The sequence below is a fragment of the Streptomyces tatrensis genome (genome assembly GCF_049310065.1).
In the GTDB taxonomy this organism is placed as follows: domain Bacteria; phylum Actinomycetota; class Actinomycetes; order Streptomycetales; family Streptomycetaceae; genus Streptomyces.
Map to the genome: position 1 here is coordinate 504,673 of NZ_JBMDLB010000011.1, position 22,029 is coordinate 526,701.

Genomic DNA, 22,029 nt, shown 5'->3' on the forward strand with positions numbered 1-22,029 from the left:
TCAGCGAGGCGGCGGCCACCGCCTTCGCACGGGCGGTGAACGCCGCGCTTCCGCCGGCCGGCGCCGGCTCCGCCGTGGTCGACGGCTCCGCCCTCGTCATCACCCGTACCACCGGGCGCGAGCCGGAGGCCAGGACCCCGAGGGAAGCCGTGTACTGGAAGCTCAAGTGGCTCGTGGCGGGGTCCTTCCTCGCCATCATCGCCATGAGCGTGGTCGTCGTGTTCTTCGCGGACCCCGTCAACGTCGTCTTCACCGTCCTCTCCGGCGGCGTCGGCTTCACGTTCACCATCGCGGCCTGGTTGCTCGCCCCGGAGGGCCTCAGGCCCTGGCGCCTGCCCCGGCACGGGATCACGGTGACGGCCGACTACGCACACGACTCCGCGCAGCCGTGGCTCTACCTGTACTCGGACCTGGACGGGAACCCGAGGAGGTTCCTCGACTCGAGCGGCCGCCCCAGTGTCGAGGTCAGCTACGACCCGCTCGACTCCGGCAAGGCCGTTCGCGCCGACGGTGCGGGGCGGTGGATACCCGGGATCCTCCCCCTGTCCTCTGGCATCGTCGGCGTGCTCCTCCTCATCGCGTTCCTCGCCACCCCCTTCATGGACTTCGGCCCGACGGGCGAGGAGTACAGGAACCAGTACCGGTAGGAGCCGGGGAGCGGCCGCGCGCGCTCAGGCCGTGGCGGCGCCGAACCACTTCGGCAGATGGGCGTCGAGGTCGTGCTGGTCTTCGCCGGCCCAGGCCACGTGGCCGTCCGGGCGCAACAGTACGGCGGGCGCGTCCAGTTCCCCGCTGACGTCGACTACGTGGTCGATCCGGTCGGCCCACCCGGTGACCGAGAGCCGGCCGGTCTGGTCGAGCAGGATTCCGCGGCCCGTGTGCATCAGCTCGTAGAGGCGTCCGCGCTTCAGCTCCACGTCCCGCAGCCTGCGGCCGAGCAGTTCGTGGCCCTCGCCGAAGTCGTAGCGGACCTCGACCGCGGTGATCATCCCCGTCACGTACCGGTTCACCTCCTCGAAGTCCATCAGTTTCGCGAACAGTTCCCGCAGCGCGGTGGGGCCCGCTTCGGTTCCGAGCAGGGTGATCTGGGCGCGGGTGTTGTCCAGTACGGCGGCGCCCACCGGGTGGCGTTCGGCGTGGTAGCTGTCGAGGAGGTCCTGCGGGGCCCAGCCGTTGACCGCGGCGGCGAGCTTCCAGCCGAGGTTGAAGGCGTCCTGGACGCCGAGGTTGAGCCCCTGTCCGCCGGTCGGCGGGTGGATGTGCGCCGCGTCGCCGGCCAGCAGGACCCGGCCGACCCGGTAGCGCTCGGCCTGCCGGGTGGCGTCGCCGAAGCGGGACAGCCAGCGCGGCGAGTGCACGCCGAAGTCGGTGCCCGCGAAGGCCCGTAGCTGCTGCTTGAACTCCTCCAGGGTCGGCGCGGTACGGTCCTCGGCCACGCCGTCGGCGGGTACGACGATGCGGCACGTCCCGTTCTCGCCCGCGCTGACGCCGAAGCGCAGCTGGGTCTTGCGGACCTCGGCGACGACGGCGGCGATCGTCTCCGGATCCTCGGTCACCTCCATGTCGCCCAACAGGGTCTCGACCGTGGCGGGCTCGCCGGGGAAGCCGACGCCGAGGAGTTTGCGCACCGTGCTGCGGCCGCCGTCGCAGCCGACGAGGTAGCGCGAGCGCAGGCGCGTGCCGTCCGCCAGCTCGACGGTCACCCCGTCCTCGTCCTGGCTCAGGCCGACCGCTTCGCGGCCGCGCCTGATCTCGGTGCCGACTTCGAGTGCGTGCTCGCCGAGCAGCCGCTCGGTGACCGGCTGCGGGATGGCGAGGCCGTACGGGTGCGCCGTGTCCAGCTGGTCCGGCCACGGCTTCATGATGCCGCCGAACAGGCCGCCGACCTGGAACTTCTCGCCGGCGGCGAGGAACCGGTCCAGTAGGCCGCGCTGGTCCATCAGCTCGACGCTGCGCGTGTGCAGGCCCTGGCCGCGGGATTCTCCGGTCGGTTCGGTCAGCTTCTCCACCACGACCACGCGGACGCCGTGCAGGCGCAACTCGGCGGCCAGCATCAATCCGGTCGGTCCACCGCCGACAACGGTCACGTCGGTCACGTCGGGCACGTCGTTCGTCACGCAATCACCATTTCCGCAGGTTCCGCCTTCGGCCAGTGATTCTGCGTCACCGCCGGGGCCTTGCCGCAAGCCCCCCGCTGCGCTATAAGTTGAGAGTGGCAAGGAGTGGAAATACCTCCTTGCCATTCTGCGTTCCAGGAGAAACCCGCTGGCGAGATCGCTCCCCCGCTGACGAACATGGGACGCATGAGCGATCAAGGCGAGCGATGGACCCGGGCGACCGTCTACCCCGACATGTGGGCGGACCCGGACGACGACCCCCGTAACAGCGGGGAGAGCAGTGCGGAGGGTGAGCTCGCCACATTGCAGGACTTCCTCGCGGACTACCGCCTGACCCTGCGGATGAAGTGCGAGGGCCTGGATCCGGAGCAGCTGGCCCGGCGGTCGGTCCCGCCGTCCACGATGTCGCTGCTCGGTCTGGTGCGCCACCTCGCCGAGGTGGAACGGGACTGGCAGAGCTGGATCACCGACGGCGAGCCGCTGCCGAAGCTGTACGGCCGACGCGACGGGGACTTCGACGGAGCCGTCGCCGAGCAGGACATGGTCGACGGGGCGTACGCCGATCTGGAGCGCGAGCAGGCCGCGACCGACGCCGCGCTGGCCGCGCATCCGGATCTGGGCGAGCGGCTGGCGAAGGACGGGATCGCGGTGCGGGAGCTGATGGTGCACCGGATCGAGGAGTACGCGCGTCACTGCGGGCACGCCGACCTGTTGCGCGAGTGCGTCGACGGGAGGGTGGGCCAGTAGCGGGGGCGGCCCGTTCGGAGCGGGGGCGGCCTGTCCGGAGCGGGCACAGCCCGTGTGACCATGGCTTCCTTCGCACTTCGGCACCTCATGGGGGGACCATGCGCACCCGTACCACCACCGCCTCGGCCGGCCTCGCCGCCATGCTCGCGGCGGCCCTCGTCCTGTCCGGCTGCTCGGCGTCCCGCGGGAGCACGGCCGGGAACGGGGCCGTCGGCGCCTCCCCGTCGGCAGCTGCCTCCCCCGCGCCGGTGCCGGGGGGCGCCGGGTACGAGGGGCCCCGGCCGCAGGACCAGAACCTGCTGGCCTGGACCGGGGATCCGAACGACGCGGGGCACGTCACCGCCCAGTCCGCGGCCGGGGTCGGCGGACGGGTCACCCTGGTCCGGATGGTGCTGCGCGAGCAGCTCACCTGGTCCAACATCTGGCTGGGCCTGGCCGGGATCGACCCGAACGCCCGGCTGTCCGACTGCTACCTCGGCGTGTACGACGCCAAGGGCACCCTGGTCGCGTCCACCGCGGACATCTCCCCGCTGCTGATGACCGACGCGATAGCCAAGCCGTTCCCCCTCGCCAAGCCGTTCTCCGCCGCTCCGGGCACCTACTTCGTCGCCCTCCTCCTCAACGGCGACTGGGCCACGAACGCCCTCACCCTCAAGGCCACGGGCGCCGGGATCTCGGTGAACGCGGGTCTGAACCCGCCGAGCCTGCGCTACAGCACCGTCCTGACCGGTCAGACCTCGCTCCCGGCCGGCCTGAACCTCGCCGAGCAGTCCACCAGCACGATCAACACCGGCTGGGCCAGCCAGTGGTACGCGATCTCCTGAACGCTCCCGCCGCAGACCCGGTCGCCGCTTCCGGCTCGGTCTCCGCCGCAGGCCACGTCTCCTGCCGGGGCCGATTCTCCTGCCGCGAATGACTGGTAGGAAAGTTTCCTGTTTGCTAGCATCCCGCTTCGGCGGCTCGGCGCGGTGCCCGTACCCGTGGGCATGACGCGCTCAGCGAGAGCTCTGACCCGGCCGCTGTGACCACGCCCGTCCCTGCCCGCACCCGGGCAGGGACACGGGGTCTCGTACCGGTGCCAGCTCTCGCCACCCACCAGGCCAGGGAGTCAGGAATGAGCCTGAACACCCCAAGCACGCCTCATGTTCACACATCACGCCGCACGATCGGTGTGGTCCTCACCGCCGTACTCCTCCTCGTAGGCGGCCTGTTGCTCGCCTATCCCGAACGGGCGGGCGCCGCCGCCGACCCCCTCATCTCGCGCGGCAAGACCGCCACGGCGTCCTCCGTGGAGAGTTCGAGCTTCGGTCCGCAGAACGCCTTCGACGGCAGCTCCACCACCCGGTGGGCCAGCCTCGAGGGCAAGGACCCGCAGTGGATCCGCGTCGACCTCGGCGCGAACGCCAACGTCACGCGGGTGGCGCTGCGTTGGGAGGCTGCGTACGCCAAGACGTACCGCGTCGAGATCTCGGCCGACGGCGCCACCTGGACCCGTCTCGCCAACGAGACGGCCGGGAACGGCGGCACCGACGACTGGACCGGCCTCTCCGGCAGCGGCCGCTACCTGCGCGTGTACGGAACCGCCCGCGGCACCTCCTACGGGTACTCCCTGTACGAGGTCGAGGTGTACGGCACCCTCGACGGCGGGACTCCCCCGCCCACCGGCGCCTTCACCGTGGTCGCCGCCGGCGACATCGCCGCCCAGTGCACCGCCTCGGACAGCTCCTGCGCCCACCCCAAGACCGCCGCGCAGGCCCAGAAGATCAACCCGAAGTTCTATCTGACGATGGGCGACAACCAGTACGACGACGCCCGGCTCTCCGACTACCGGAACTACTACGACACCTCCTGGGGCGCGTTCAAGGACAAGACCCGCCCGGTGCCCGGCAACCACGAGACCTACGACCCCGCCGGACCGCTCGCCGGCTACAAGGCCTACTTCGGGGCCGTCGCCTACCCCCAGGGCAAGAGCTACTACAGCTTCAACGAGGGCAACTGGCACTTCATCGCCCTCGACTCCAACTCCTTCGACCAGAAGGCCCAGATCGACTGGCTCAAGGCCGACCTCGCCGCGAACACCAAGGGCTGCATCGCCGCCTACTGGCACCACCCGCTGTACTCCTCCGGCGGGCACGGCAACGACCCGGTGAGCAAGCCCGTCTGGAACATCCTGTACGGCGCCAAGGCCGACCTCGTGCTGGGCGGCCACGACCACCACTACGAGCGGTTCGCCCCGCAGGACCCGAACGGCAACGCCACCGCCGACGGGATCACCGAGATCGTCGGCGGCATGGGCGGCGCCGACCCGTACGACATCGAGGACGTCCAGCCCAACAGCCAGAAGCGGATCAGCGGTACCTACGGGGTCCTGAAGCTGGACTTCACCGACTCGGCCTACAGCTGGACCTACGTCGCCACCGACGGCACGGTCAAGGACACCAGCCCGAAGTACACCTGCCACTGATGTACCTGGCCACCACAGGCCGCCGGGCCGCTCCGGCCCCGCCCCCCACCACGGGGGCGGGCCGGCGCGTCCCCGCCGCCGTCCTCGCGCTCGGCACGGTCAGCCTCGTCACCGATGTCTCCTCCGAGATGGTCAGCGCGGTGCTGCCGCTCTACCTCGTCCTGGGACTCGGCCTCTCCCCCCTCCAATTCGGCTTCCTCGACGGGCTGATGGGAGGAGCCGGCGCGGTCGTACGGCTGCTCGGCGGGCACCTCGCCGACCGCGGCCACCGGTACAAGCACGTCGCGGGGATCGGCTACGCCGTCTCGGCCTGCTCCCGGCTCGGCCTGCTGCTCGCGGGCGGTGCCACCGGCCCGATCGCCGCGGCCCTGGCCGCCGACCGGGTCGGCAAGGGCATCCGTACGGCGCCACGCGACGCCCTGATCACCCTCAACAGCCCTCCCGGCGAACTCGGCCGGTCCTTCGGCGTGCACCGGGCCATGGACACCACCGGCGCCCTGCTCGGCCCGCTCGCCGCCTTCGCCCTGCTCTGGGCCACCGCGGGCGCGTACGACGCGGTGTTCGTCGCCAGCTTCTGCTTCGGCCTGCTCGGCGTGCTGCTCCTGGTCCTCTACGTTCCCGGCAACGGCCGCCCGACCGCCGCGCCCGGCCCGACTCCGCCCCGGAGCAAGGCCTTCGGGGCGCTGCGCGACCCCGCCTTCCGGCGGATCCTCTGGGCCGCCGCCCTGCTCGGCGGCGCCACCATCGGCGACGCCTTCGTCTACCTCCTGCTCCAGCGCCGACTCGGCCTGGATCCCGGCTGGTTCCCGCTGCTGCCGCTCGGCGCGGCCGCCGGCTACCTGCTCCTGGCCGTCCCGGTGGGCCGGATCGCCGACCGGGTCGGGCGCCGGCGGCCGTTCCTGTACGGACACCTCGCCCTGCTCGGCGCCTACCTCGTCCTGCTCGCTCCGGACGGCGGGCCGGCCCCGCTGCTCCTCGCGGCCGTCCTCGCGCTGCTCGGGATCTTCTACGCGGCCACCGACGGGGTGCTGATGGCCCTCGCCGGGCCGGTACTGCCCGCCGGGGGCCGGGCGGGCGGGCTCGCCGTGCTCCAGACCGGCCAGGCCCTGGCCCGGATGCTCGCCGCGGCGGGATTCGGCGCCGCGTGGACGGTGTGGGGGCCGCGACCCGCGCTCTGGGGGGCCGCGGCGCTGCTGCTCGCCGCGCTGGCGGGCGGCTGGACACTGCTGCCGCGCGATCCGGGCGCGCCGGGCGATGCGGGTGATGCGCACGCTCCGGGCGATACGGGCGATACGGCTACCCCGGCCCTGGGGTCGGCGCAGTCCCCCACCAGTGAGAGGAGCACCTCATGACCACACCGCCCACCGCACCGCCCACCACCCCGGCGCCCGCGCGGCGGCTCGGCGGCCGGGCCCGTACCGCCGTCACGGCTGCCGCGGTCGTCCTCCTCGCGGGCTCCGCCACCGGGTACGCCCTGCACGCCGGGAACCGGCCGGCCGGTCAACGCGGCGCCGCCGAAGCCTCCTTCACCCTCGACGGTCCCGCCCTGTACTTCCGGGACACCGCCACGGGGCGGGTGGCGCACCAGCCCCTGCCCGCGACGGGAGGCGGAGCGGAGCGCACCGCGGGCGGCCCCGTCTGCGACCGGTTCCACGCCGCCGGGGGCACCGCCCTCTGCCTGCGCGCCGAGCCCGGGGTGCTGCCGAAGACGTACGCCGTCGTCCTCGACCGGCAGCTGCGCGAGGTGAGCCGGAAGACCCTGCCCGGGGTTCCGACCCGGGCGCGGGTGTCCGCGTCCGGGCAGATGCTCGCCTGGACGGTGTTCGCCACCGGGGACTCGTACTCCACCACCGGCTTCTCCACCCGCACGGCCGTCCTCGACCTGCGCACGGGGTACCTGGTGAAGTCCCTGGAGGAGATGCCGCTCACCATCGACGGTGTCCGCTACCACTCCCCCGACGTCAACTACTGGGGCGTGAGCTTCGCCCGCGACGACAGCCGCTTCTACGCGACCGTCTCCACGAAGGGGCGTACGTACCTCGTCGAGGGGAACATGGGCGACTGGTCGGCGAGGACGCTGCGGGAGAACGTCGAATGTCCCTCCCTGTCCCCCGACAACACGCGGGTCGCCTTCAAGAAGAAGGTGTCCGACGACCCGGCCGCACCCTGGCGGCTGTACGTCCTCGACCTGCGGACGATGGCCGAGACCCCGCTCGCCGAAACCCGCGGCGTGGACGACCAGGCGGCCTGGACGGACGACGGGACGGTCGCCTACGCCCTGCCGGGCGCCGACGGCCGCGCGAGCGACGTCTGGACCGTCCCCGCGGACGGGACCGGCGAGCCCCGGCTGTCCGTGGCGGGTGCGACGTCGCCGGTCGCGGTGGCGGGCGCGGCCGACGCGCCGTAGCCGGCCCGGCTGCGGTAAGGGTCCGCCAGCGGACCGCCTGCCAGAGCACGGGGGGCGTCGCCGACTAGCCCGCCCCGCCGGGCTCGGGCTGCTGCGGTCCGGCCGCCGTCACCGCGGCCAGGCGGGTCCCGGTTCCGGTCAGCCGGATGCGCAGTTCCCGTACGGTGAGAGGCTCCACCCGGTGGACGCGCCGGACCCCCACCGTGTGGCCGGAGGCGATCAGCCGGTCGTCCGCCCAGACCTCGTGGCCGTCCACGCGCTGGCCGCGGGTGAGGTCCTCGCGCAGTTCGACGTGGTCCACGCGGACGGGCCGGCCGAAGTCCGCGAGGAGGTCGTGCCCGTCGGCCGTGAGGACCGAGGCGTGCGGATCGCCGAGGCGTCGCTCCAACTCTCCGGTGAAATCGAGGAGTCGGGCCCGGTCGGCGTCGTCGATCAGTCCACGCCGGTCGGGCGGGACGCCCAGGAGCAGGCCGGCGCCCAGTCCCACCGAGGAGTACCAGATCTCCAGCAGGTCCTCGCGGCTCTTGAGGGTGTCGTGGTTCCCGGGTTGCCAGAACCAGTCGGCGCGGAGCGGGACATCGCACTCGGGCGGCAGGTAGGCGGCCGATTCGAGCTCGGCCTGCCGCTCGTCGTACAGGCTGATGCCCGTGGAGTGTGTGACGTAGCGGCAGGGGTCGGCGGCGAGCCCCTCCTCGTTTCCGACCCAGCGGATCGTGGGGCGGCCCATGTTGAAGACCATGGCGTCCGGCTGGTGCCGGTCGATCACGGCCATGACGGCGTCCCAGTCGTACGTGCGTCCCTCTGATCCCGCGCCGTCGAACCACAGCTCGCACAACGGTCCGTAGCGGGTGCATAGTTCGGCCAGCTGGCGGAGGTAGAAGGAGTCGTACTCGGCGGGCCGCTCGTAGCAGTCCGCGTTGCGGTCCCAGGGGGAGAGGTACAGCCCGAGGCCGAGACCTGCCTCCCCGCAGGCCTCGGCCAGTTCGGCGACCACATCGCCCGCTCCGTCCTTCCAGGGTGAGGAGGCCACGGAGTAGGCGGTGGTTTCGGTCGGCCAGAGGCAGAAGCCGTCGTGGTGCTTGGCGGTCAGCACGACGTACTTCGCTCCGGCCCGGGCGGCGGTACGCACCCACTGGCTCGCGTCGAGCTGCGCGGGCCGGAAGGTGGCCGGGTCCAGGGTCCCGTCGCTCCACTCGACGCCGTTGAAGGTGTTGATGCCGAAGTGCAGGAAGATCCCGAATCCGGCTTCCTGCCAGGCGAGTTGCCCCGGCGTGGGCAGGATGGCGGTCTCGGCTGGACCGGTGGAGGGAGAGGGGGGACCGAGCGTCATGAGGGGCTTCCGGGTTCGGCGGCGGACGGCAGGTGGGGGTGGCGGGTGGCGGATGGCGGGTGTTCAGGCCGAGTGGGCCAGGCTCGCCGGGTGGACGGCGTAGGCGAAGGGGAGTCCTCGGGCGTACCGCTCCAACTCTTCGGCCGCGCAGGCCGCGAGACGTCCGAGTTCGTTGCCGAGGGACCCGGCGATGTGCGGGGTGAGCAGCACGTTCGGCAGGTCGTAGAGCGGCGAGCCGGCCGGCAGCACGTCGGGGTGGGTGACGTCGAGGACGGCGTGCAGCCGGCCCGGGACCAGTTCCGCGGTCAGCGCCTCGGTGTCGACCAGCGTGCCGCGTGCGGTGTTGACGAGGGTGGCGCCGTCGCGCATGAGGGCGAGGCGGCGGGCGTCGATCAGGTGGCGGGTCTCGGGGGTCTGCGGCGCGTGCACGCTCACCACGTCGCTGCGGCCCATCAGTTCGTCCAGGTCGACGGGCTCGACCCCGAGGGCTCTCGCTTCGTCCCCGTCCAGGTATGGGTCGTGGACCAGCACGTGGGCGTCGTAGGAGCGCAGCAGCTCGATGACCCGGCGGCCGATGCGCGAGGCACCGACGATGCCGACCGTCCGGCCGTAGTTGCCGATCCCGGGGTACAGCGTGAGCGGGTTGAGCTGGCTGCGCGACTCCCGGTAGGCCCGGGCGGTAGTGAGGACGCGCTTGTTGGCGAAGACGATCGCGGCGACCGTGAACTCGGCGACGGGCTGGGCGTTGGCCTCGGCCGCGCTCGTGACGGACAGCCCGCGCCGCCAGGCGGCCTCCGTCATCAGCCCCTTGACGGTGCCGGCGGTGTGCACCACCGCGCGCAGGGACGGGAGGAGTTCGAGGGCCTGCTCGGTGAGAGGCGGGCAGCCCCAGCCGGTGAGCAGGACCTCGGCTTCGCGCAGCCGCGCGGAGTCGGCCGCGGCGAAGTCGGTGACCAGGTGCGCGGGGTCCAGGAGCGCGGTGGAGCCGAGCCGGGCGAGGGCCTGCTCGTCGAGCAGGGCCGCCTTCGTCTCCGGGCTCATGACGAGGAGGGTGCGGGGCTTGCGGGGCCGGGCGGGCTCGTGCACCGGGTCGGGGGCGCGCGTCGGGTCGGAGGCCGTCACTTGACCGCTCCTGCCGAGAGCCCGGCGCGCCAGAACCGCTGCAGGCCGACGAAGGCGAGGGCGAGCGGGATGACGGCCATCAGGGATCCGGTGATCACCAGCGAGTAGAACTCCGGGTACTGCAGCACCATTTGGTTCCACCCGTAGATGCCGAGCACCGCCGGGTACAGGTTCTGGTCGTTGAGCATGACCAGCGGGCCGAAGAAGTTGTTCCAGCTCGCGGTGAAGGAGAAGAGGAAGAGGGTCATGAAGCCGGGCATGAGCATCGGCAGCGAGATCGACCGGAAGATGCGCAGCTCGCTCGCTCCGTCGATGCGGGCGGCTTCGATGACCTCTCCGGGTACGTAGCCTTCGGAGAAGACCCGGGCGAGGTAGACGCCGAAGGGGTTCACGAGCGCCGGGATGAGGACCGACCAGTAGGTGTTGACGATCCCGACCTCGGAGGCGAGCAGGTACTGCGGGAGCGTGATGACGATCGTGGGCACCAGGGTGCCGGTCAGGACGAGGCCGAAGAGCGCACCCTTGCCGCGGAACTCGTACTTGTCGAAGCAGTATCCGGCGGCGACGCTGATCAGCGAGGAGGCCAGCGATCCGACGACGGAGTAGAGGAGGCTGTTGAGCAGCCAGCGGCCGAAGATGCCGTCGCCGTAACTGAACACGGCACGGAGGTTGCCGAGGAAGCGGAACTCGCCGAAGGCGAAGCCGGCCGTCCCGAAGAGGTCGGCGTGGTTCTTGGTGGCGGCGATGAGCAGCCAGGTCAGCGGCATCAGGGTGTAGAGGACCGCCACCAGGAGCACTGCGTTGACCACGGCCTTGGAGGCCATCGCGCCGCCGCGGTGCCGCTTCCGGGCCGGCTTCCGCCCAGCCTTCCGGGCGGGCGGGGCTCCGGGTGCGGGCGCCGGCTCGCCGCCGGGTGCAGGCGCGGGCGGGGCCGAGGAGGCCGTCTGGGTGCTCATGCCGAGTCACCTCGCTTTCCGATCCGGGTGACGACGTAGGAGAGGGTGCCGGCGACGAGGGCCACGATGAGCGAGGCGGAGGAGGCGAGGCCGTAGTCGTGCCGCTCGAAGGCCGCCTTGTAGATGAACATCATCGGGGACCAGTCCGACCCCATCGAGCCTGCCCTCTTCGAGAGGAGCATCGGCTCGCCGAAGATCTGGACCACACCAACACACGTGAACAGGAGCGTGAGGAACACGGCGGAGCGGATCATCGGCAGTTTGATCTGCAGGGCGATGCGCAGTTCACCGGCGCCGTCCATGACGCCCGCTTCGATGACCTCGCGGGGCACCGCCTGGAGCGCCGCAAAGAAGATGATCATGTTGTAGCCGATCCACTGCCAGGCCGCAACGTTCACCAGCGAGGGCAGGACGCTGCCCGGCGCGAAGAAGTCCCACTGGCCGCCCGCCGCTTCGATCCAGTCCAGGACCGGGCTCAGGCCGGGGGTGTAGAGGTAGGTCCAGATGATCGCCGCGATCAGGCCGGGGACCGCGTGCGGCATGAAGACGGCGAACTGGACGAGGCGCTTGGCCTTGGCCGCGGCCGAGTCGACGAGCAGGGCCAGGGCGAGCGCCGAGCCGATCATCACGGGGATGTAGACGGCGCAGTACGCGGCCACGTGCAGGAAGGAGGAGGTGAAGCCGTGGTCACCGAGCGCCTTGGTGTAGTTCCCGAGCCCGCTGAAGACCCGTTCGGTGCCGCCGAATCCCAGACCGGAGGACTGCTCGGTGAAGAAGCTCATCCAGAGCGCGTACGCGACGGGCAGGATCAGGACCGCGGTGAAGAGCAGGAAGAACGGGCCGAGGAAGACCAGCACCGCCCTGCCCTGGCCTGGCCGGCCCACGGGCGCGGTGCCGCGCGCTGAACGAGTGAGTGGTGCTGCCACCGGATCTCCTTGGTGGGTGCGCTACGGAGGAACGGACGGGGACGGGGCTTCGGTAAGGCTTTCGGAAGGAGGCGGGGCGGGCGGGGCCCGGCGCCGGGAAGGCTTCGGGCCCCGCCGCGGCGCCTACTTCACGAGGTTGAGCCCCCGGCCCTTGATGGCCTCCTCGGCGGCCTTCTGGCCGGCCGCGAGTCCGTCGTTCAGGGTGCTCTTGAGGCCCGCGTCCTGGATGGCGGTGTTGGTGGCCGTCTGTACCGGGCCCCAGACCCAGCCCGGGACGATGGTGTCGACCTGCGCGCCGGAGATCTCGTAGACCTTGTCGCCGCCGAAGAAGCCCTTGTCGTCGAAGGCCGCGGCGGCGATCGGACGGAGTTCGGGGCTGGCCGGCAGGCTGCTGCTCGGCGCCTTCAGGCTACTGAGGCGGGCCTTGACGCCTTCGGGGCTGGTCGCCGCCCAGGTGGCGAACTCCGCCGCTTCCTTGACGTGCTTGCTGCCCTTGGTGACGGCGTAGCTGGTGCCGCCGAACATGCCGGTGGCCGGGGTGCCCCAGTGCGGCAGCGGGGCGACGCCCCACTTGCCCGAGTCCTTGGCCAGGGTCGTCATCGTGCCGCCCGCGCTCCACGAGGCGCCGATGAAGCTGGCCATGACTCCGTCGGCCTTGGCCTTGGCGAACTCCGGGCCGTTGATCTTCAGGTTCATCACCAGGTCGTCCTTGACCAGGCCCTGCCAGTACGAGGCCACCTTCTGCGAGGGGGCGTCGTTGATGTTGACCTTCCAGCCGTCACCCTCGGTGCCGTACCACTTGGCACCGGCCTGCCAGGAGAGCGCCGCCAGCAGGGGCGCGTCGTCGTTGCCCCAGCCGCCTATGCGCACGTTCTTGTCGGCGGCCTTGATCTTCTCGGCGGCCGTCTTGTACTCGTCCCAGGTCTTGGGGACTTCGACGCCCGCGGCCTTGAACAGGTCCTTGCGGTAGTAGAGGAGGTTGGGCGTGGCGTCGTAGGGCACGGCCCAGGTCTTGCCGCCGAGGGTCACCCGGTCCTGGATGCCCTGGGGGAACTTCGCCTTCACGGTGGCGCCGGCCGGGGCGGTGATGTCCGCCAGGTACCCCTGGCTGACGAACTCCGGGAGGGTCGGGTACTCGATGCCCGCGACGTCGGGAGCGTTCCCGGCCTTGATCGCGTTGCTGATCTTGGCGTACCCGTCCGGTCCGCCGGTGATGGCCGAGTAGGTGACCTTGATGTTCGGGTGGGACGCGTTGAAGGCGTCGACCACCTGCTGGGCACCGCCGGTCCAGCCCCAGTAGGTCAGGTTGACCGGCTCTTTGGGGGCGGCGTCGGTCTTGGTCGCGGCCCCCTCGCTGCCACCGCAGGCAGTGGCGAACAGGGCCAGCGAGAAGGCGGCGAGGGCGGCGCGGGAGGTACGGGAAGTGAGCTTCACTGCTCTGCTCCTCAGATGCGAGCCGGCGATGCGGCGAGGTGATGCACATCATTCGGCCAGAGGAGAAGGGAGTCAATAGAAAAGGAAAGTTTGAGAAAGAAAAGCGAAGTAACAGTTAGGCCTCGCTGGAGGCACGCACCCGCAGCTCGGGGAGGATGGCGATCCGCCGTCTGGGCCGGCCCGGCTCGCGCAGCCGTCGTACGAGCAACTCCACCCCTGTGACACCGACTTCGTGCTTCGATGGCGCCACCGCGCTCAGCGGCAGGTCCGCCAGCGAGGCCACCTCGTCGTCGTACGAGACCAGGGCGACATCGCCCGGCACGGCCAGCGAGGCACCGCGCAGCCGCTGCATCAGCACCATGGCCTCGTGGTCGGGATGGACCAGGGCGGCGTCGACGCGCCCCTCCCGCACCGCCTCCACGAAGGCGTCCATCACCTCTTCGTAGACGGCGTCACCCGCCCCGAACTGCGCGAGGTCGAGGAAGAGGGCGTGCTCGGCGACCTCGGGGCCGGCCTCCTCCACCGCCGCGTAGTAGCCCTTCTTGATCCAGGGTGCGGTGGGGGTCCCCCCGCGCATCACCAGGGCGATCTTGCGGCGCCCCGTGTCCAGGAGGTGGCGCACCGCCAGCCTGGCTCCGTACCCGTGGTCCGTGCCGACGTGCTCGGCGGCGGAGCCCTGCTGTTCGGGGCGGCGCTCGACGAGCACGACGGGCACGCCCAGCTCTTCGTACCACTGGCCGCCCGGCTTCCCGTCGGCGGCGGAGGGCGCGAGCAGGAGCCCGTCGACGCCGTCCGCGACCATGCGCGCGGCCTGCGTCTTCTCGGTCTCCACGTCGTACGTGGACACGGCGAGGGTCAGCCGCACCCCGAGGGCGTCCGCAGCTTCCCGGGCGCCCTTGATCACCTCGGGGTAGTAATAGGCGGAGGACGGCACGATCAGCCCGATGACCAGCGGCCGGCCGGAACCGGGGCCCGCTCCGGGACCGGCGCCGGCTGCGATGCCAGTGCCGGGGGCGGTCGGGGCGGCGGTCGCGGGAGCGGTCTCCGCCCAGTCCTCGGGCAGCATCGCGCCGCCGTGCACCCGGGCCAGCAGGCCGCGCTCCGCAAGGACTTCGACGTCCTTGCGGACCGTCACCACGGACACGCCGAGCTCCGCCGCGAAGTCCGTGACGCGCATCGATCCCGCTTCGCGGACCCGGCGCAGGATCGCCTGCTGTCGTTCCTCTGCGTGCACGTGGAGCTCCCCTCGACTGCGTCCCTGGTCGAGGTCAGCGTAGCGCGCGAAAGCCGAAACTTCCGTTTCCTTTCGAACGAAAGGAATGCGTACCAGGCATCCTCCCCGGAAACCTCGTGTACGGACCACGCACGAGGTCCATTAGGGTCAGTACGATCTTTGCGATCTTGTTGAGCCAAGCCCGTACCCCAGCGACGCAGCCCGACAGAGTGCTCGACCACGACTCTCGGAGAAACGATGCGCCGTTCCCACGTCCCATGCACCGCCCTGGCCACCCTGGCCGCCCTGCTGTGTGCCGGATGCGGCCCGGGACCCGACTCCCGTCCCGCCTCGGGTACGGCCTCGAAGGCGTCGGCCGAACCTGCCCCCGACCACACCGGCACCGTGCGGGCCGCCGCCGAGGCCACACGGGCGACCTCGGCGCGGACCAGTCAGACGATGGAACTGGGCGACGGCTCCAAGAGCTACACCCTCACCGCCACCGGCGACTTCGACATGGCCCGGGACAAGGGCGCACTGTCCGTGGACTTCCCCGGCGGCGGCATCAGCCACGTGGACGAGGTGTTCTCCGACGGCAAGGTCTACCTCCGCGGGATGAGCGGTACGGACAAGGACACCTGGGCGAGCATCGCGCGCGACAAGGCCGAGGCCCACTACGCCCTGCGGGCGCCTCTCAACGACCCGGAGTACGTGCTGGAGCAGGTCTCGGCGCTGACGAAGGTGACGAAGGCCGGGGAGGAGGAGCTGGGCGGCGTGCCGACCGTCCACTACCGCGGAACCCTGCCCTTCCAGGCCGCCGCCTCCCGACTCGCGATGGACAAGCGGGCCCTCTTCGAGGAGCTCCACGCAAAGATCGGCGGCGAGGTGCCCGTGTCCGCCGAGGTCTGGGTCGACGGTCGGGGCCGCCTCGTCCAGTCGCGGATGACGCTCACCCTCGGTCCGAGCAAGTCCGTGACGACCGTGGCGTTCAGCGAGCTGGGCAAGTCCGTGCGGGTCGAGGTGCCCGCCGCCCGGGACACCGTGCCCGTCACCACGATCACCGGGGTCCTGGCCGGCTGACCCCGGACAGGCCGCTTCCCCGCGGCGGGCGCTATCCGGCGTCCGTGTCGCCGCCGCCGCCGCAGCCGGGGTGGCCCCAGCGCGTACCGAGTTTGCTGATCTTCTCCCCCGCCGCGTACTGCTTCCCGCAGGGGCAGGTGCCGGGGAACTTGGCCTTGATCGTCACCCCGGCCCGGCCGGCGCTCGCGCCCTTGGCACCCGCCGTGCCCTGGGCCGAGGAGCTCTTGGCCGATGCCGCTCCGGTCGTGCGGCGGGCGGAGGTGCTGCGGGCCGGGGTGCTGCGGGCCGGCGCCGGGACGGGCATGGACGCGTGGCCCAGCGCGGTGCCGGCCGGCTCCTGGCTGACGGCCGCGTCGCTGGCCGCCTGGTCGGCGATCGCGTTCAGGTGGTCGCCGTCCTCGCGGTGCGCGGGGACGTAGCGGAACTCCACGTCCCGGTCGGCCAGCAGCGCGTCGATGCTTTCGACGAGCTCGCGGTTGGCCACCGGCTTGCCCGCGGCGTTCTTCCAGCCGTTGCGCTTCCAGTTCGGAAGCCACTGGGTCACGGCCTTCATGGCGTACTGGGAGTCCATCCGCACCTGCACGGCCGTGCCGGGTGCCACGGCCTCCAGCAGCCGCTGCAGAGCGGTGAGTTCACCGACGTTGTTGGTGGCCCGGCCCAGCGGCCCGGCCTCCCAGCGCTCGGGGTGCCCGTGGACGTCGGCGATGACCCAGGCCCATGCGGCAGGCCCGGGATTTCCCTTGGCCGCCCCGTCGCAGGCGGCGATGATGCGATCAGACATCCCCCGATCATGCCTCACCCCGACGGCTGCCCGTGCCGTGGCCGCTGCCCGCGGCCGTGACCACGGCCGCGCCCGGCTCCGCCGGGTCCGGCTCTGCCGGCGCCTCCTGCCCCTCCCCGGCATCCTGCCGCTCCTCGGCGTGCGGTCGCGGCAGGATCCGGTCCAGGAAGGGCGGCAGCCACCAGTTGGCGCGGCCCATCAGGAACATCGCCGACGGGACCAGCACCAGCCGCACCACGGTCGCGTCCAGGACCACGCTCACCGCCAGGCCCACCGCGAGCATCTTGACCACGACGGTGGGCGAGGCCGCGAAGGAGAGGAAGACGGCGGTCATGATGAGCGCCGCACTGGAGATGACCCGGCCGGTGGCCGCGAGGCCCGTGCCGACGGCGAGGGTGTTGTCGCCGGTGCGGTGCCAGACGCCCGCGATGGCGGAGAGCAGGAAGATCTCGTAGTCCATCGACAGTCCGAAGACGATCGCGAACATCATCATCGGTACGAAGGACTCGATGGGCACCGGCTCCGACACCCCGATCAGCCCGCTCCCCCAGCCCCACTGGAACACCGCGACGAGCACCCCGTAGGACGCGGCGGTGGTGAAAAGGTTCAGCGCGACCGCCTTGAGCGGGACCACCACGCTGCGGAACACCAAGGTCAGCAGCACGAGCGCGGCGGCCAGCACGATGGCGATGATGAGCGGCAGCCGGTCCTTGACGGTGTCTCGGAAGTCCAGCTGGCCGGCGGTGGATCCGGTGAGGTAGCCCTCCGCACCGGTTCCCTTCAGCGCGTCGGGCAGGGTGGCGGTGGTCAGCGTCGTGAACAGGCCGCCCGTGCCGGCGCTCTGCGGTCCGGTGGCCGGGGTGACGGTGGAGACGAGCAGACGGCCGTCGGGGCTCGGCGCGAGCGGGGTGAACCCGGCTATGCCGGCGGTGTCCCGCAGCGCCGCGGTGAGTTCGGCGCCGATCCGGTCCGCCGGGACGGTGGCGTCGTGGAGGTCGGCCACCAGGACGAAGGGCCCGTTGGCCCCGGGGCCGAAGCCGGGGCCCTCGCCCTCGGCGATCCAGTCGTAGGCCGTGCGCGTGGTGCTCCCCGCCCGGTCGGCGCCGTCGTCGACGTGGCCGAGGCGCATCGAGAACAGCGGTACGGCGCACAGCGCGAGCAGCAGGGTGCCGGCGGTCAGGAACTTCCACGGGTGCCGTGCCACCAGGCCGGCGTAGCGGTGCCAGCCGTCGTGGTCGCCGGAGGTCTCGGCGACCGGGCGGCGCAGCGCGAACCGGTCGATCCGGCGCCCCACCAGGCCCAGGGCGGCCGGCACGAGGGTCAGGGCGGCCGCCCCGGTGACGACCACGACGATGGTGGCGGCCAGCCCCATCCGGCCGATGAAGGTCAGTCCGCAGGTGTACAGGCTGAGCATGGCCACCGCGACGGTGACGGCGGCCACCACGACGGCGCGCCCGCTGGTGGCGGCGGTACGGCCGGCCGCGTCGACCGGATCGTGGCCGTCGAGGAGGTCCTGGCGGAAGCGGGTGGTGAGGAAGAGGGCGTAGTCGATGCCCACGCCGAGGCCGATCATGGTGGCCAGGGTGGGGGCGGCGGTCGCGAAGCTGACGACGCCCGCGACGATGCCGACGATTCCGAGGCCCACGCCGACGCTGACCACCGCCGTGAGCAGGGGCAGCAGGGCGGCGGCGACGCTGCCGAAGGCGAGCAGGAGGATCAGCAGGGCCACGAGGACGCCCGCCGCCTCGCGGGCCCTGTCGTCGGCCGGCGGGCGGACGACCTGGTTCAGGTCCCCGCCGTACGCGACCTCCACGCCGGAGGCGCGGGCCGCGGCGGTGGCCGTGTCGAGGGTGCCGGTGTAGGCGTGCCCCAGGGTTTTGACCTGCCGGTCGAAGGACACCGTGGTGTAGGCGGTACGGCCGTCCGCGCTGGTCACGACCGGGGAGGCGGCGGTGACGTGGGGCATCCGCGCGAGGCGGGCCGCGCTCTCGTCGAGGGCCTCGCGGTGTCCGGCCAGGGAGCCGGAGTCCACGTGGAAGACCACGCGCCCGTTGGGGTCCCCGACCCCGGGGGCGGACGCGGCCAGCAGATCGGCGCCGGTACGGGACTGCGTGCTGGGGAGGCTGATCTGGTCGCTGTAGACCGGGGCGGCGAGCCTGCTGCCGCCCATCGCGCCGGCCAGCAGCAGGAGCCAGGCCGCGATCACCCAGACGGGGTGCCGGGCGCAGAAGGCTCCGAGTCGGCCCGGGCTACCCAGGCGGCCCGGACGGCCCTTGCGGCCCGTTCGTCCGAGGGGGGAATGCACGACGCCTCCAAGAAATGTCAGGACTGACACGAAGCACCTTGGCAGAAAATGTCAGGGGTGACAATTGTCAGTCCCGACAATTGACAGGGGTGACGCCATTGCTAGGCTTCGGCCGTGAACCAAGATCCGGCCACTGCCCCCTCCGCACCCGCGCCCGGCACCGAGCCGGAGGCGGAGCACGGTCTGCGCGAGCGGAAGAAGGAGCGGACCCGCAAGCTGCTGCGCGAGGGCGCCGCCGCGCTGTTCGCCGAGCACGGCTTCGCGGGCACCACGGTCGCGGACATCGCCGCCTGCGCGAACGTGTCCGAGCGGACCTTCTTCCGCTACTTCGAGAGCAAGGAAGCCCTGCTCCTGCCCGACAGCGTCGACCTGTTCGCGTACGTCGAGGCCGAACTGGCCCGGCGCCCGCCGCAGGAGGAGCCGCTCGACGCGGTCTGCAACGCCCTGATCTCCGCGGTGGCCCCGTTCGCGGCGTCCAGCCTCACCGCCCTGACCCACTCCGTGGCCATCGTGGGCGACGAGCGCGTGGTGGCCGCCCAACTCGTCCAGCTCTTCGCCGATTTCGAGAACCGGCTCACGCTCATCGTGCTGGACCGGCTCCCCGCCGACACCCCCGAGGCCGACCTGCGCGCCGGGGTGATCGCGGGCGCCGCCCTGTCCGCCGTCCGCGCCGTCCTGCGCACCCAGCGCCGGCGCCGCGCGAACGGCACCCTCACCGCGACCCCGCCCTCCGCGCTCCTGCTGGAGGCCTTCGGAATGCTGAAGCAGATCGGATCCACCGCGCCATGAAGCTCCGACGCACCCCCGTCCTCGCCACCGCCGGGGCGGCCGTCGCCCTCGCCGGTGTCTTCGTGGCCGACGTAGCCGTCGAACACACCGCCCGGGACCGCATCGCACGGGCGGCGGGCTGCCGCCTCCAGGCCCACGGACCCGTCACCGCCAAGCTCTCCGGCACCTTCGCCGGACTCCGCGCGCTGACCGGCCGACTGGGCTCCGTGCACCTGGCGGCCGAGGGCGTGCGCCGCGCCGACACCGACATGGACATCAAGGCCGACCTGTACGACGTCACGCGCGACGGCGGCATCAGCGGCGGCCGGGCGACGGCCACCATCCCCTACGAGGCCCTGCAGAAGCGCCTGGCCGACTCGGGGGAAGCCGCGGCGGGCGCCGAGGGGCTGACGGTGGGCGGCGACGCGAAGGGGCTCACCCTCACCGGGACCGTGGGACGCCTCGGCCTCCCCGTCACCGTGCACGCGAGCACCAGCGCCACGGCGACCGGCCTCACGATCACCCCGACGACGGTCACCGTGCTGGGCCGCGAACTGCCGATAGCCACCGTGAGCGGACTGCCCGGCGCGGCCGGCCTGGCCGAGCGGCTCGCGCCCCGGACCGTCGACGTCGGCGAGCTCCCCGAAGGGGTCAGCCTCACCGGGGCCCGTGCCACCGGCGCGGGCCTCACCCTGGACGCCTCCCTCGCGAAGTCCGTCACATCGGACACCGACGAGAAGGACTGCAGGGCGGTATAGACCACCCTCCACATTTTCCTGTTCGCAAACGTCCGAATTGATCCCAATCCATCCACATCGCCAGGGTCTGCACGCTCAGAATTGACTTTAAATATTCTTTAAATTTACCCTCCAGTCATGCGCAAATCTTCCCCCGTCACCCGCTCCGCCCTCGCCCTGGCCGGCCTGGCCCTCGCCGCCGCCGGCTGCTCAGCCGGTACGACCGACAAGGCCGTGGAGCAGGTCGACAAGGCCGTGAACGAGACCTACCAGGTCACTTACGAGGTCACCGGCAAGACCGTCGACTCGATCTCCTTCCACGACGGAGGCGGCACGGCCACCGCACCGAACCTCGCGACCGCCGAGCAGCCGGGCACCACTTGGACCAAGACGGTCACGCTGCGCGGCATCATGCCCGCGGCCGTCTCCCCCAGCTCGGTCGACAACACCGCCGACCTCACCTGCAAGGTCATCTACAAGGGCAAGGTCATCAAGGAGGCCAAGGGCGAAGCGGCCACGGCCGGCGGCTGCGTCGCGGTGTCCCCGATCACCGGCTAGCAAGCCCGGAGTGGACGCTCCCCGCGTGGACAAACCTGCAGTGGACGAGACCTAATCGGCTCGCGCGCGGGAACCGCGGACGGAGAGGATGGGCGCGACCGCGACCCGTACGCCGTTCGAAGGAACTCCGATGAGCAGCCCGCCGTACGCCCGATCCGCCCGTGCCTCCCTGGACGGGCTGGTGATGGGCGATGCCTTCGGCGACAGCTGGTTCACGCTCTCCGGCGAGAACGTCGAGGAGCAGTGGGCGACGCGCAGGCTCAGGCCCACGCCGTGGCGGTGGACGGACGACTCCGCCATGGCGTTCGTGCTCTTCGCCCACCTGGTGGCCCACGGTGAGGTGCGGCCGGGCCTTCTGGCGCGGGAGTTCGCCGCCGAGTACGAGCGGGATTCGGGGCGCAAGTACGGGGCGTCCATGCACGAGGTGCTGGGGCGGATCGGCGCGGGCGAGGACTGGCGGGGCGTCACCACCGAGCAGTTCGGCGGGCAGGGTTCCTACGGCAACGGGGCCGCCATGCGGGTCGCGCCGCTCGGCGCCTGGTTCGGGGGCGACCCGAAGGAAGCCGCCGCACAGGCCCGCTTGTCCGCACAGGCCACCCACGCCCACCCCGAGGCCGCCGCGGGCGCCGTCGCCGTGGCGGTGGCCGCCGCGCTGGCGGCGGCGAGCGCGGGCCGGGACGCCCCGCTCCGCGCCGAGTTCCTCCGGGAGGTCGCCGGGTACGTACCGGGGAGCGATGTCGGGTCCGGGCTGCGGGTGGCCGCGGGCCTCCCCGCGGGTACGCCGGTGCACCGTGCCGCGTCCGAACTGGGCTCGGGGTGGCGGATCTCGGCTCCGGACACCGTGCCGTTCGCCCTGTGGTCCGCCGCGGGGCACGTGGACGACCTGCCGGAGGCCTTGTGGCAGACCGTCGGCGGCTGGGGCGACCGCGACACCACGTGCGCGATCGCGGGCGGGGTCGTCGCGGCCCGTACCGGCACCGGCGGCGTTCCGGCCGACTGGATCGCCGCCCGCGAGGCCCTTCCGGCATGGAGCGGGTGGACCCCCGAGCCGCCGCCTCACTGAGGTCTGTCCAGATGATCATGT

20 protein-coding genes are annotated in these 22,029 nt (G+C 71.9%); 11 read left to right on the forward strand and 9 right to left on the reverse strand.

Annotated features, from left to right (window positions below; genetic code table 11):
- The first annotated feature begins 35 nt into the window (after window positions 1-35).
- Complete coding sequence (locus tag ACODT5_RS17945; RefSeq protein ID WP_422520310.1) at window positions 36-647, forward strand: hypothetical protein; 612 nt, start codon at window positions 36-38, stop codon at window positions 645-647.
- Window positions 648-671: 24 nt separating this feature from the next.
- Here ACODT5_RS17945 and rox read toward each other — a convergent pair whose 3' ends face one another.
- Window positions 672-2,096, reverse strand: a complete 1,425-nt coding sequence (gene rox, locus ACODT5_RS17950) for a rifampin monooxygenase (protein WP_422524954.1) — start codon at window positions 2,094-2,096, stop codon at window positions 672-674.
- Window positions 2,097-2,294: 198 nt separating this feature from the next.
- On the opposite strand from rox, the gene ACODT5_RS17955 reads away from it, so the two are divergent.
- From ACODT5_RS17955 to ACODT5_RS17975, 5 genes are all read left to right on the forward strand, one after another.
- Complete coding sequence (locus ACODT5_RS17955; RefSeq protein ID WP_422520311.1) at window positions 2,295-2,864, forward strand: DinB family protein; 570 nt, start codon at window positions 2,295-2,297, stop codon at window positions 2,862-2,864.
- 98 nt (window positions 2,865-2,962) lie between these two features.
- Window positions 2,963-3,688, forward strand: a complete 726-nt coding sequence (locus ACODT5_RS17960) for a hypothetical protein (protein ID WP_422520312.1) — start codon at window positions 2,963-2,965, stop codon at window positions 3,686-3,688.
- A 290-nt stretch (window positions 3,689-3,978) separates the two neighbouring features.
- Window positions 3,979-5,328, forward strand: coding sequence for a discoidin domain-containing protein (locus tag ACODT5_RS17965; protein WP_422520313.1), 1,350 nt, complete (start codon window positions 3,979-3,981; stop codon window positions 5,326-5,328).
- The gene (locus tag ACODT5_RS17970) at window positions 5,328-6,680 is read left to right on the forward strand and encodes an MFS transporter (protein ID WP_422520314.1); all 1,353 of its coding nucleotides are present in this window, start codon (window positions 5,328-5,330) and stop codon (window positions 6,678-6,680) included. Before ACODT5_RS17965 ends, ACODT5_RS17970 begins: the two co-directional genes overlap by 1 nt.
- The gene (locus ACODT5_RS17975) at window positions 6,677-7,735 is read left to right on the forward strand and encodes a TolB family protein (protein ID WP_422520315.1); all 1,059 of its coding nucleotides are present in this window, start codon (window positions 6,677-6,679) and stop codon (window positions 7,733-7,735) included. Before ACODT5_RS17970 ends, ACODT5_RS17975 begins: the two co-directional genes overlap by 4 nt.
- Window positions 7,736-7,799: 64 nt before the next feature.
- Here the strand turns inward: ACODT5_RS17975 and ACODT5_RS17980 are convergent, their stop codons facing one another.
- The 6 genes from ACODT5_RS17980 to ACODT5_RS18005 all read right to left on the reverse strand — a co-directional run bounded on the left by ACODT5_RS17980 (window position 7,800) and on the right by ACODT5_RS18005 (window position 14,737).
- Window positions 7,800-9,065, reverse strand: a complete 1,266-nt coding sequence (locus ACODT5_RS17980; RefSeq protein ID WP_422520316.1) for an alpha-L-fucosidase — start codon at window positions 9,063-9,065, stop codon at window positions 7,800-7,802.
- 63 nt (window positions 9,066-9,128) lie between these two features.
- Window positions 9,129-10,106: a hydroxyacid dehydrogenase gene (locus ACODT5_RS17985; RefSeq protein ID WP_422524955.1), complete on the reverse strand. Its 978-nt coding sequence runs from the start codon at window positions 10,104-10,106 to the stop codon at window positions 9,129-9,131.
- A 77-nt stretch (window positions 10,107-10,183) separates the two neighbouring features.
- Window positions 10,184-11,143, reverse strand: coding sequence for a carbohydrate ABC transporter permease (locus ACODT5_RS17990; protein ID WP_422520317.1), 960 nt, complete (start codon window positions 11,141-11,143; stop codon window positions 10,184-10,186).
- A complete protein-coding gene (locus tag ACODT5_RS17995) occupies window positions 11,140-12,069 on the reverse strand; it encodes a carbohydrate ABC transporter permease (RefSeq protein ID WP_422520318.1) in 930 nt (309 codons plus the stop codon). Before ACODT5_RS17995 ends, ACODT5_RS17990 begins: the two co-directional genes overlap by 4 nt.
- Before the next feature lie 123 nt (window positions 12,070-12,192).
- Window positions 12,193-13,503: an ABC transporter substrate-binding protein gene (locus ACODT5_RS18000; RefSeq protein WP_422520319.1), complete on the reverse strand. Its 1,311-nt coding sequence runs from the start codon at window positions 13,501-13,503 to the stop codon at window positions 12,193-12,195.
- A gap of 115 nt (window positions 13,504-13,618) precedes the next feature.
- Window positions 13,619-14,737, reverse strand: a complete 1,119-nt coding sequence (locus ACODT5_RS18005) for a substrate-binding domain-containing protein (RefSeq protein WP_422520320.1) — start codon at window positions 14,735-14,737, stop codon at window positions 13,619-13,621.
- Window positions 14,738-14,974: 237 nt separating this feature from the next.
- Here ACODT5_RS18005 and ACODT5_RS18010 point away from each other — a divergent pair, with 237 nt between their 5' ends.
- Window positions 14,975-15,796 (forward strand): SCO4651 family lipoprotein, encoded by an 822-nt coding sequence (locus tag ACODT5_RS18010; protein WP_422520321.1) that lies wholly within the window; start codon window positions 14,975-14,977, stop codon window positions 15,794-15,796.
- 31 nt (window positions 15,797-15,827) lie between these two features.
- On the opposite strand, the gene ACODT5_RS18015 is transcribed toward ACODT5_RS18010, so the two are convergent.
- Window positions 15,828-16,577 carry a ribonuclease H family protein gene (locus ACODT5_RS18015; protein ID WP_422520322.1) on the reverse strand — a complete coding sequence of 250 codons (750 nt, stop codon included), beginning with the start codon at window positions 16,575-16,577 and terminating at the stop codon, window positions 15,828-15,830.
- A 7-nt stretch (window positions 16,578-16,584) separates the two neighbouring features.
- Window positions 16,585-18,882 (reverse strand): MMPL family transporter, encoded by a 2,298-nt coding sequence (locus ACODT5_RS18020; RefSeq protein WP_422520323.1) that lies wholly within the window; start codon window positions 18,880-18,882, stop codon window positions 16,585-16,587.
- A gap of 114 nt (window positions 18,883-18,996) precedes the next feature.
- Here ACODT5_RS18020 and ACODT5_RS18025 point away from each other — a divergent pair, with 114 nt between their 5' ends.
- The 4 genes from ACODT5_RS18025 to ACODT5_RS18040 all read left to right on the forward strand — a co-directional run bounded on the left by ACODT5_RS18025 (window position 18,997) and on the right by ACODT5_RS18040 (window position 22,008).
- The gene (locus ACODT5_RS18025; RefSeq protein ID WP_422520324.1) at window positions 18,997-19,671 is read left to right on the forward strand and encodes a TetR/AcrR family transcriptional regulator; all 675 of its coding nucleotides are present in this window, start codon (window positions 18,997-18,999) and stop codon (window positions 19,669-19,671) included.
- On the forward strand, window positions 19,668-20,408 hold the full coding sequence (locus ACODT5_RS18030; protein ID WP_422520325.1) for an LmeA family phospholipid-binding protein: 741 nt from the start codon (window positions 19,668-19,670) through the stop codon (window positions 20,406-20,408). The genes ACODT5_RS18025 and ACODT5_RS18030 overlap by 4 nt, the downstream gene beginning before the upstream one ends.
- A 117-nt stretch (window positions 20,409-20,525) precedes the next feature.
- On the forward strand, window positions 20,526-20,945 hold the full coding sequence (locus ACODT5_RS18035; protein ID WP_422520326.1) for an MmpS family transport accessory protein: 420 nt from the start codon (window positions 20,526-20,528) through the stop codon (window positions 20,943-20,945).
- Window positions 20,946-21,075: 130 nt separating this feature from the next.
- Window positions 21,076-22,008 carry an ADP-ribosylglycohydrolase family protein gene (locus ACODT5_RS18040; RefSeq protein WP_422520327.1) on the forward strand — a complete coding sequence of 311 codons (933 nt, stop codon included), beginning with the start codon at window positions 21,076-21,078 and terminating at the stop codon, window positions 22,006-22,008.
- Window positions 22,009-22,029 lie beyond the last annotated feature (21 nt).